6 protein-coding genes are annotated in these 12,340 nt (G+C 38.1%); all 6 read right to left on the bottom strand.

The genetic code is table 11. The features are described from left to right. Nucleotides 1-408: 408 nt before the first annotated feature. Genes LO761_RS12285 through LO761_RS12260 form a run of 6 tightly spaced genes read right to left on the bottom strand, consistent with a single transcriptional unit; the run spans nucleotide 409 to nucleotide 12,021 of the window. On the bottom strand, nucleotides 409-2,823 hold the full coding sequence (locus LO761_RS12285) for a glycoside hydrolase family 95 protein (RefSeq protein ID WP_272818575.1): 2,415 nt from the start codon (nucleotides 2,821-2,823) through the stop codon (nucleotides 409-411). Between the two features lie 19 nt (nucleotides 2,824-2,842). Continuing rightward, entirely contained in the window at nucleotides 2,843-3,661 is an 819-nt protein-coding gene (locus LO761_RS12280; protein WP_272818574.1) for an SGNH/GDSL hydrolase family protein, read from the bottom strand. Continuing rightward, nucleotides 3,654-6,086 (bottom strand): glucosidase family protein, encoded by a 2,433-nt coding sequence (locus LO761_RS12275; protein ID WP_272818573.1) that lies wholly within the window; start codon nucleotides 6,084-6,086, stop codon nucleotides 3,654-3,656. The genes LO761_RS12280 and LO761_RS12275 overlap by 8 nt, the downstream gene beginning before the upstream one ends. Nucleotides 6,087-6,144: 58 nt before the next feature. Then, complete coding sequence (locus LO761_RS12270; protein WP_272818572.1) at nucleotides 6,145-7,524, bottom strand: hypothetical protein; 1,380 nt, start codon at nucleotides 7,522-7,524, stop codon at nucleotides 6,145-6,147. Then, nucleotides 7,524-9,941 (bottom strand): family 20 glycosylhydrolase, encoded by a 2,418-nt coding sequence (locus tag LO761_RS12265; protein ID WP_272818571.1) that lies wholly within the window; start codon nucleotides 9,939-9,941, stop codon nucleotides 7,524-7,526. Before LO761_RS12265 ends, LO761_RS12270 begins: the two co-directional genes overlap by 1 nt. 13 nt (nucleotides 9,942-9,954) lie before the next feature. Beyond that, complete coding sequence (locus LO761_RS12260; RefSeq protein ID WP_272818570.1) at nucleotides 9,955-12,021, bottom strand: glycoside hydrolase family 20 protein; 2,067 nt, start codon at nucleotides 12,019-12,021, stop codon at nucleotides 9,955-9,957. Nucleotides 12,022-12,340 lie beyond the last annotated feature (319 nt).

The raw sequence follows: 12,340 nt of genomic DNA, 5'->3' as shown, positions 1-12,340 counted from the left end.
GACACGGATGGGAAAAACATCGTAACTTTACCGGGGCAAACGGCAAGTCCGGAGGAAGGTGTAAACCGGTGCCCTTGACGGTCAAAAACCGGAATGCCCCATTGAGGGGTATCCGGTTTTAGCAAACAAGCAAACCCTGGACTCTGCATGTCCGGTTTTCTTGCACTGTCTATCAAAACAGCACGGGTTGCTCGATGGTGTATAGGGAATCAGTATGGCAAGGAAAAAAGTGTCTAGTAAAATCAGGTAAAGTCATGAATACATATAGCCGAATAAAGTGATCCGCATGAACTTGTCAACTCATCCGCATGACTTAAGCAAATGATACGTACCCATAGATTTGCATCAAGCATAGTATTATAAAGTAATAATATAGCGAATAAACAATAGATTTGTTTTCTCTTCAGTTTAATTTAAGGTAATAACAAATTCTTCATCTTTTTGAGTAGGGAATTCTGCTTCATAGTAGGTTGTGCCGGCAATGTCAGTTTTAACAGCTTCCAAAACCTTAGATTTTCCTTTCTTTACAATAAACGGAAGAGTATAAAGAATGCTGCAATGGTTTCCTTTAACAGACTTAATAGTTGCATTGGTCAACTTTGAATCTGTCCATGAGCAACCAATCTCAAAGTTTCCTCGGGCTTTCAAACCGGTGTAAGATCCTTTGCTCCATTCTTTTGGAAGGGCTGGGAGTAACTGAATATATCCGGCATGTGACTGTATAAGCATTTCTGCAATGCCCGATGTACCACCGAAGTTTCCGTCAATCTGGAAAGGCGGGTGATTATCAAACAAATTGCTCAAAGTAGATTTGCTTAATAGTGCATTCACATGTTCATGAGCTTTTTCGGCATCCAACAAACGGGCATAGAAATTAATGATCCATGCACGGCTCCAACCGGTATGACCACCGCCTGCAGATAATCGTTTCTCAATAGTAGTTTTAGCACCTTGGAAGAGTTTCGGGGCGATTGGAGTTATCATTGTTCCGGGATAAAGTCCAAGTAAATGAGACATGTGACGATGCCCGGGCCATACTTCCTTGTAATCTTCAATCCATTCTTGAATACCTCCGGTAGTAGGCGAAACTTTAACAGGAGGAAGATTTGCCATTACATTTTTAAGTGTATCGCGGAAAGCCTCATCAATATTCAATGCTTTAGCCGAATGAATACAATTCTTGAAAAGTTCATTGATAATCTCAATGTCCATGGTAGCAGCATAAGTCATATTTGTTTCAAGGCCAGTCTTAGGATCATAGAACCTATTCTCAGGAGAATTTGACGGTGCTGTTACCCATTGTCCTTCTTTATCCTTGATAAGAAAATCAAGAACAAATTGGGCAGAGCTTTTCATTAGCGGATAAGCGATTTCTTTCAGGTATGTTTTGTCACCAGTAAACGCATAATGTTCGTAAAAACTGAATGTCATCCAAGGACCGCCCATAGGATATGCTCCCCATATTCCATCCATCACGGCTGTACGCCCGAAAGGATCAGTAACATGATGAAGTGTCCAGCCACGTGCGCCATAAGTTTCGCGGGCAGTTATACTTCCGGTTTTTTGCAGATAGCTAAAGAATTGTGATAAAGGGAGAACTGTTTCCGACAGGTTGGTTACCTCTGCCGGCCAATAATTCATCTGTAGATTAATATTGGTATGAAAATCGGAATTCCATGGCGCAACGTATTCTTTGTTCCAAATTCCCTGCAAATTAGCAGGGAGGGCACCGGGATAACGTGAACTGCTCATTAGCAGATAACGACCGTATTGGAAGTATAAAGCAACTAAATCGGAGTCTTCAGCACCATTCTTCACCGCTTCCAATCGCTTATCTGTAGGTTTATTGATCTTATTTCCAAGAGTTAATGATACACGATGATATATATATCCATATTCTTTTTCATGCTTTTTATAAAGTGACAGATAATTGATTTTCTTTATATTGGCAATGATAGCATCACAAACAGCAGAAGGGTTAATTGAGCGATCGAAATTCAACTGACTCAAGTTATAATCAGTGGCTGCAGTGAACAATAAAGTCACTTCGTCAGCATTCGAAACAGACAGTATGCTGTCTTGCTCGGCAATAATATTACCGTCCTTAGAGAAAACCTTCAGTTTAGCTGCAAATTTCATGTGAGCACCGCCGGGACCGGAAGTCGAATCTGCTTGGTCTATAATCTGCCCTTCCATAACTAATTCATCTTTAATGGCCTTAATAGTTACGTCTTTGTCTCGACGAAGTTTAATTTTCGGACTCAAAGAGGCTTTCTTATTAGCTTTTACATTGATAACGATTACATTATCAGGAGCAGAAGCGAAAATCTTTTCTGTATATTCTACCCCATTTGAGGTGAATGTTGTTGTGTGGACACCTGTATTTAAATCCAACTGACGAATATAATTTGTTGTGTCCTTCACTCCATAGTCAATGAAGATATCTCCCATTGTTTGATAAGAGCGTATGCGGGGAGGAATACCAATCATGTTATCTGTAGCCAACTTAAAAGCTTCCTGTAATTTACCGTCCAGCAATTCTTGTTGAATAGCTTTTAAATTTTTCAAAGCATTAGGATTATTTGAGTTAACTTGTGAGCCACCCCATAGACTCTCCTCATTCACTTGGATCTGCTCGATGAATGGATTGCCATATATCATTGCACCCAAACGGCCGTTGCCAACAGGTAACGCGGCATTCCAATCGACAGCCGGTTGTTGATACCAAAGGCGTAATTCCGGATATTGGACTATTTTGTCAGAGCACTGTGTAAACAATACTCCAATAAGTGCAATACTTATCAATTCTGAAAAACGTTTCATAGTATTTTATTTTACGCAATTATTTTTCTAAAATAATATCTGTTGCGATGTTTTGCAAAGCAGCTTCTATAACCTTGGCTATTCTATAATGTCCCAGTGTTCCCGGATGTAATTTATCCGTCTTTTCATTATGAAAATATTTAGAATAGGCATTATCTAATGGAAACAAACCACTTTTTGCATTCAAGTCAATGATATCGATAGCCCACACATTCGCGCTCTCTTTAATTGCCTTTACATAATCATCAATAAAGAGTCCGAGGCTGTTAGCAAAAGATTCCTCCGGTTGAATATTATTATCATCGAACTGAGCGAAAGCACGATGTGTCAGAGTCATAATTACAATTTGTGTATCAGGAAAATGATTCTTCAGATATTGTAGTAAGAAGTTTAAACGACCACGAAACGAATTCATAGTCATATATGGTGTGCGATGTTTTAGAGTTACCGTCTTTCCATTAGAATTTGTTTGAAGATAATCGTAAGTATACCATTCACCTAATGGGACAGCTCCACGGAAATCATTTGTTCCTCCCCAAATAAGAATTAAATCATAAATAAAACCATTTTTCTGTTGATCTTCGTATGCTTGCTTTGCTTCATCAAGAAGAAAGTTTGTCTGTGCCCCATTTTTTGCATACGAAGTTGATTTAACTTCCATAAGCTCCTCCAAAAACTCATAGTAACACTTTGTTGTACCGATATGAGCAGGATCGCTCATAGAATCGCCTAACACAGCTATTCGTTTCCCTTTCCATGGTTTATCAGGTTTAGCTGCAGGGAGTATTATGCTATACAAAAGTAATACGAATGATAAACTCAAGACTCGTTTAATCATATTTTTTTAGTGTAAATATTATTTCTTTTAAGTTATCATTCAATTTGAATGTATCGTTTGAAATTCTCTTTGCTGCATGAGTAGTAGCGTGATAATATTCAGGAATACGAACTGTTTCCGGTAAAAAATTATCTGATGTCAGTTTCAATGTAATTGTGGAGTCATTTATTTTGTCAATTGCCATATTAGTTTTACCTGTTAATGTAAACAGATTCTTAATAGAAGTATGTTCCACTTCAAACAACCATTCAAAAGGCATAGCTCCCAATAGGGTAACCATATTTTGATTGTTTTCAAAATAGAACGAATTAAGCATCATATCTATTATTCGTCCATTTGCGCTTCCATTCGGCTGCCAAGGAGCAAAAGCCGGATTTCTTTTTGAGAAACGTTCTGCTGTCTGATGGCAATCGGGCGACATACCATATTGCAGACAAGTCTGAAATAACATGAATGCTTTCTTCCATTCTCCCAACTTTAAATATGCTTGTTGCCAATTGTGTTCACATTGGTTCGTATACATAATCTCTCTGTCTAAAGCTCCCATAAACTCTCCATCCGAGAAATTATTTTCAAAAAAGTGCATATAGTTTATGAATGTTTCATTTTCCGGATTCATAATACCAACCAAAACAATAGGAGTCATAGCGTCTGATATTTCAAACTTAGGTTGGATGTTTTGTTTTACACCATCTTCTACAATGATTCGGTTAATATATCCATCAGGACGTTTTAACAAATTAATAGCAGTTAATAGGTCTTGATGATATAAATCTAATTCTTTACGTAAAATAGGAGCTTCTGCATTTCTTATATCTTCTAAGAAAGTGACAGCTTTATTAAATCCCCAGAAAGAAAATATGTCTGTATCGGACACACAAAAGCCCTCATCAGCATCACAACCTACAGCCCATGGCATCAAACCATAAGTCTTTGGACGTGATCCATCGGCATTCAACTTACGAGTAGCCTTTACTTCACCTTCAATCCAATGAACTGCCTTTAAAATTTTAGGAAGGTATTCTTTCACAAAGCTCTCGTCGTGGGTATACAGGTAATAATCACAAGCTAATACTAATGCCATACCGGTGGAGTTAGCCCAACGGTTACCAGTTGTTCCAACGGAACCTGCAGTTGTGGTAAATTTTCCTATAGGAGGACAATTAGCATCCTGCAAAGAGAATAGGAAATCAAGCCCTTTTCTTACATCTTCAAATTGACCGGTACGAAGCATAGAACGTAACATGTGAACTGCCTCAAAGTTCCAGCAATTGAAGCGTTCAGATGTACCTCCTTGAGCAGTCTGATAAAATTTCTTATTTGGATATTTAATCAACATTTGCTTAATGCCTAATTGCATGGTAGAAAAGATATCAGACCAATTATTTTTATTAAAATTCATTTGAGCAGTCTCACCATCCAATTCTTTTTTATATTCTTCAATAGCTTCTTTTTCGATTTGTGAGGAAGTAAGTGAAGCCAACCGGTTATATTCCTCATCAGTTGCATTCATATCATCAATTAATAGTTTGATATAGAAACTAACAACCTCATTTGGCTTAATCTGCTTATGTGCATGAATCACATCTTGAATGTTTTTCAAACGGTAAGGAGGAAGTACGTAACCAGAACCGAACCATACCTGAGGAAAAAGCATATCTTCATAATTTTTATCGGTATATGTTTTTTCTTGCTCCCATTCTACATCCATGTTTTCGGAGATGACTTGGCCAATCTTTTTCCCTTCTTTGAAAATTACATTATTCTCCAAAGAAATCTTATCGTATGGTCTCCATTTTGTATTATCCCAATAAAATGGAATATAGTGATAGTCGAATATTTCATCTTCCGGGTAGTAACCTAATTTAGCGCGTACATTAGCAATCTTTTCTGTGAATGCCTCATTCTTTACCGAAACAGTAACACAAAGAACGTTCTGTGTTGCGTTCAGGGGTGTCATAGCATAATCTATATGATAATAGATATCGTTTGCATAGTAATCAGTTGAAGGAACAAGATATTTGTTCTCTTTCAGATGCATATTAACCTGTCTGAAATCGGGAATAAAAGCCGGATCATCAAAAGCAAACTGTAATAACATATCATCTTGTTTATGAGCTGCTTTTGTTTTTTCTACGTTATTAACCAAATCTTCTGATACATACCTTCTGGTTACTCCCATAAAAGGATGGACATACGTCCAACTTGGAGAATGTACCGGTTGAATTTGCAAATTAATCGTATAAGGCGGAGTATACTTAAAGGGCTTAGTTTCAGTTAACTGATTCCATGAATATGTATTCAAGGTTGGATAAAGCTTTGCCCGAATAGGATAAGGGTCTTTGACAGATTGTGCTTTTATATTCAGAACACATGGCACTGTAAGTATTAAAAAGGTAAAGAGAAAATGTGCTATCTGTTTCATTTTTGATTCTTTATGTCACATAAGTTATAAAATAATTGGATGATGTTTACCCGTAGAACTAATATTTATAATTCATATCAATTACCACTTGCGTCACTCTTTGTTTCTTTCTCTGATAGCTTGGGTAAATGTAGACAGCTCCATCTGTTTTACTAATTTTTACCGATTCTTGAGAATATGTTCCGTCTTCTCTAATGGTTATACAACTGCCATAAGAATCATTTGTAGGAGTGTATTCTTTGGGTAGAATGGCTATCTTTATCTCATTTGCTTTGTTGTTCGACAATACTTTTGCGTCCAGATAGATATGATTTCCTTTATCTCTATCCGGGCATAAAAAGCCCATCGTATTATCGGTTATATTTCCTTGATTTGTTATGAGCTCTATACCTTCTGCTGCCTTGGCAACAAACTTTCCCGGATTACCAATAATTGACGGATCAATGGAACAATCAGTGAATTGAATACGCTGAGTATCATAATTGCTCAGTTTGGTCCCTTTGACTCCACCTGAATTAAAGTTACAAGCTATACAACTCACATTCGATTCCTTTACAACCTTTTCATTAGCAAAATAGAACAGTACCGGATCATTTGGACTATCATAACATTCTGTGTTATTATATGATTGACAATTGATAAGTTTCAGTATCGAGAAAGCATGCATTACATAACCTTTCTCTGCTGTATCGCAGTAGCACTGATTCAGCAAAGCCAAGCCTTCTACATCAAAAAATACAGTGCTTTCTGCCATTTTATATACCCAAGCGTGAATCTTATCATAGAAATTCACAGCTTGTGTCTTCTGATAGACAGCAGTTTGTGCATCAATAATTATCACATTATCAAAATGACTGTCGCCTGTAGTGATATAAATTCCATACGTCCCTCTTTCTTCATTGCAATGAATATGAGAGTTGGTCAGAAAGATTTCATAACCGTCCAAAGCTTGGAAAGCAATCTTAGAACAGTTGCGTATCATGATAAAGTTGAATGAAGTTTTAATAGCGGCTGGGCAATAAAATCCACCGCTCATATTATTACAGTCGAGAACGATGTTATTGATGATATTATTATGATTAGTACCGAAATCTTTCCCATTGTCATAATTGATTATGTATTTCATTGGCTTGATCGCTTTAATCTCTGCTCCGCCAAAGTCTATTTGCATCTCTCCGGGATTTGTAATGTCCAAAGGATGAGAAATAGCATAAATCTTTCCTTTCGATGAAGTCAGCATCCTTTTATTCGCCTTACAGAAGTTTATTGCTTTCTGTAAGTTTTCTGTATCATCAGTGATACTATCCCCTTTACAGCCAAAGCTCTCCGGAGTCACTCCAAGAGTGGACAGATTGGTTGTAGTAGTCTGCAGGGGTTGTGCCTGAGTACTCAGACTGCATGCCAAGCAGATTATGCATAATAAGATGTATTTTTTCATTATTTAAAGACTTGTTTCATCGGACGACCAATCCACACTTGTGGAGTGTCCAAGTTAAAAATGTAAGCGATGGTAGCGGCTACATCAAACTGCATCATAGCTTCTGTAAAGTGATAATTCTCACGGATATTCTTACCATAAAGAACGAATGGGGTTTCCATTTCATCTAATGTCATGCCACCATGCCCTTTGTCAATCCCACCATGATCAGAAGTTAGGATAAAGATAGTATCATCATATATACCCGCGTCTTTAACAGCCTGAATAACTTTTGCGATTTCTTCATCTAAACGTTTTGCATAAGCATAATACGGTTTAGTATACCAACCATTATTATGTCCGGCAGCATCCAGACCACCATAATAAATTGTTAAGAAATTCGGTTTTCTTTCTTTAATATATTTTGTAGCCTCCTCCGTATCCAATGCCGGATTAGATTCTCCTTCTGGAATATATGTCACCTTGTTGATAGCCAAACTGTCAACGACATATTTAATACCGTCCCAATCGAATGTAACGCCTGTTTCTATACCCGGATATTGTTCTCTTAAAATAGAATAAATAGTTGGAAAAATATGATGGGCGTTTAGTGCCATAGGTGGAATCTCAGAGAATTTTGTATTCCATTTTGTATAACCTTCCATTTCTGTCCCTGCGCCCATAAACATAGATGCCCAATTAATAGCTGATGCTGATGGTAATACCGAGCGTTTAGCCAGTGTCCAACTCCCGTGCTTCATCATTTCCTGAACGGTAGTCATGTTATCTTTTTCGAAGTTCTTAGCAGCCCAACCGTCAATACCAATCATGATAACATGTTTTGCTTTCCATGCTTCAGCATTCTTAGCGCAATATGCTTCATTATCAAAAGAGTTGTAACCCTTAGCTTTCATCTTCTTTTGAACATTCACTACACGCTTATAGAAATCCTGAAAAGACTTATGTTCCGGCATTGTCCATCCAACTTCGGCAATAGCCATTTCTCGTGGATAAGTCATATATTCAGCATAGTCTTCAGTAGCGATAAACTCAGTCCATAGATTGCCTTGAACACCTAAAATCTTTTCTGCGTTTTTTGTTCCAGCCGGAGCCGGATCAAAATCATAAACTTTGTGCAATGGGAGAAAACCACCAATAGCACGAGGCTGAGTAGAAGCTTTAGCCTGATAGAAATCCAAGTAACAGTTTTCTGTTGGGCTCATAATGACTTCATGACCATTTTCCAAAGCTTTCTCTGCACTGCCCGTCCAAGGTCTCCATGACATAATGGTAGCGCTTTTTGATACATGACCGTCAAGGATTTCATCCCAACCGATGATCTTTCTTCCGTGAGCATTGACAAACTTCTCTATACGTGCAGTAAAATAGTTCTGCAATTCGGCAACATTATCAATCTGTTCGTCTTTCATTCGTTTCTGACAGTTCCGGCAAGACTCCCAACGGTCGCGGTTAGCTTCGTCACCACCTATATGGATGTATTTCGAAGGGAACAAATCCATAATCTCTTTCAGGACGTTTTCACAGAACTTAAAAGTTTCTTCTTTGCCGATACAGAGTTCAAAACTACTTTTATAATCATGATCTTGACAAGCCAACTCAGGATAAGCTAATAGCACTTCATTGCTATGGCCCGGCATATCAATCTCGGGTATAACAGTGATATGACGAATCTCTGCATACTTAACAATATCTTTGATATCCTGTTGAGTATAAAAGCCTCCGTAAGCGTTGGCATCGTTTTTAGAGCAGAAAGAACGACCTTCATCCCAGAATTTAACCCAATCAACGATAGGGCGGTAAGCTGTCATTTGAGTCAATTTGGGATATTTCTTTATTTCTATTCTCCATCCGCCACCGTCAACTAAATGAAAATGGAAAGTATTTATCTTATAGTATGCCAACATGTCAAGCTGCTTAAGGATAAACTCTTTAGAAAAGAAATGACGACTGACATCGAGCATGAAGCCACGATGGCCGAAGCGAGGCTCGTCGGTAATCTCTGTGCAAGGAACTTCCAAAGAATTAACGGATGTGGACAATTGCAACAGAGATTGTATGCCATAGAACAGGCCAGTTCCTGTATTTGCTTTAATCGTAACGGATTCAGGTGTGACGCTCAACTGATAAGCTTCTTTATTTTTTGATTGTAGCGGAGTAATTATCAGTTTGACAATGTTCGACTTTTCTGACGCTGAACCTTTAACAAATTTAAAAGGTAGTGTTCCCAGATATTCAGCCATCAATGCTTTTTCCTTACCTGACAAATTGGAGTATAACTTAGTTTGTTCGTTCATAGAGAACAAACCTGTTGTTTGGGCCATGTACTGTGGCGCGGGGATAATCTGAGCATCACAGATGATACTCATGCCGAATGATGCCGCAAAGAGCATTATTACATTTCTAAAAATGTTTTTCATGTCCATATATTTATTATTTAATGATTATTTCATCGCAAAGGATATCCCCCCAAGTGATAGGTTTTGTTGCATGATAACGAATATAACGTGCTTTTTCCTGTCCTGCCCATGCGAAAGTGTAGATATGGAACAAAATAGAATAATCGCTGGTTACACTGATCTTTTTTAATGTCTTATAGGTCTTCCCATCGTTTGAAATAGAAATCTCTATAGAATCAGGCAAGTATTGCCCTCCTGTAGGGACAAACAAGAAAGATGATCCTATTGCTTGAATCTCTGTCGGTGTCTCCATGTCAATTACTACATCCATATTTCCTACGAATCCTTGCCAGCGATCACCGTTTCCGTTCCAGTCGCCCAACCAGCCATCAGTCAGCGTGGCTTCTTTTGAACCTGCGAAAGAAGGATCGTATGGAGCCAAATAATTCACTTTCTTTCCTTTTGCCAGATTGGTACATGGTTGTAAGGACTCCATACGGGGACCAATCTCTGTCCGCAAATTAAACGGATGTAAGTTCTTCTTCTCTTTCAGGTAATCCATGGCGGACAATGCACGGGTACGGAAGTTATCATAATCTTTCAACTCGGGTTGGGTCCAACCGATTTCCGCGATAGCTTGCATACGTGGAAAAGTTTTGTATTCTGCGTTATTTATAGTTGGTACATGTTCTGTCCACAAATTGCCTTGAATGCCTAATACCAGTGATTGATCAAAATTTCCTGTTGGCATGGGCTCAAAGTTGTAGACCTTTTTCAAGGGAATGTATCCCAATAGTCCTTGAGGTTCGAAGTAAGGACAATCTTGATAGTAATCAAGGTAACAATGGCTCGTAGGAGACATGATGACACGGTGTCCTTTTCTTAGGGCTTCGCCGCCACCGTCAACTTCTTCACGCCATGACATAACCACAGCATTTTGAGAGATGTCGCCATCTAAGATTTCATCCCATCCAATCATTGTTCTGCCGTGCTTTGCCAAGAACTTCTCCATTCTATTGGTGAAATAGCTCTGTAAGTCGGCTACTTTTGTAATGTGCTCTTCTTCCATCCGCTTCTTACAGAGCGAACAGTCTTTCCATATATTACGGTTAGCTTCGTCTCCGCCAATATGAATATACTTTGAAGGAAACAGTTCCATAATTTCAATCAGTACGTCTTCACAGAACCGGAATGTTTTCTCGTTGCCAATACAGAGTTCATTACTGTTATTTGCGTTTTTATCCTGACAAGCTAACTCCGGATATGCCCAGAGAACATCACGACTGTGCCCCGGCATATCTATTTCAGGAATAATATTAATATGATGTGCCGTAGCATAAGCTACTATTTCTTTTATATCCTGCTTGGTATAAAAACCACCATAAGCCCCGATGGAATCTTTCTTGCAAAATCTGTTATGGTCTGTCCACCAATCATTTAAATCCGAGAACGAACGATAGGCAGCCAATTCGGTCAGCTTCGGATACTTATCTATTTGAATACGCCAACCTCCCGTATCAACCAAATGCCAGTGGAATGTATTTATCTTATAAAAAGAAAGTATATCCAGCATTTTGATGATAAAGTTTTTGTCAAAGAAGTGACGGGATACGTCAAGCATATAGCCACGATGGACAAAACGAGGTTCGTCATTCACTATCGCACACGGAATGTTCATCGTAGAAGGTGTATGGCTGACACCTAATTGCGTCATTGTCTGCAGTCCGTAAAATAGTCCGGCTCCGGCATTGCCTTTAATGATGACCTCTTCAGGAGTAACGCTTAACTGATAAGCCTCTTGGTTTTGTGTTTGCAATGGTTCTATCAATAACTTAATTACGTTTGCTTTATCCTTTGCCTTACCCGTAGTAAAGTGGAAAGGAAGTGTTTGCAAATACTTGTCCATCAGTAGCTTTTCCTGACCTTTCAAGTTGGTATATAACTTAGTTTGACTATTCAGTTCAAACTGACCGGATCCCATGACAATGTTGTTTGGTTTCGGAATAATGTTTTGAGCCTGAAGCTCACTCATTGGACAGAATAAAATCAGTATCTGGCAAATAGCGCGGAATATGTTATTGGATATAATGTGTTTTTCCATGGCAAAATAAAGATAGTGTTTCCTTTAATGCAAATATTCGAAAAAAAGATTGAGAATATCAAATATATGCAAATCAAAATGTCTGTCAGCTTTAAGAATAATGTTGTGTGCCGAAGATTCTCGTTGTGCTAAATGTTTCTTTTTAAGCTTAAAATAAGAATTGACAAAGGCATTTGATGATTTTTCTACTTGCTGACTTATACTGATATAAGTAGACACATTTAATAACCATAAAAATGTGTATAACTTATGCGTAAAAAGTACAAACATTACAGTGAGGAAGAAAAATTAAATCTTCTTCGCGAGTATGAGGAGTCTG

Source organism: Phocaeicola oris, from assembly GCF_021295095.1.
GTDB lineage: Bacteria > Bacteroidota > Bacteroidia > Bacteroidales > Bacteroidaceae > Phocaeicola > Phocaeicola oris.
The sequence above is the reverse complement of the archived record's forward strand: the minus strand, read 5'-3'. Positions and strand labels throughout refer to the sequence as shown.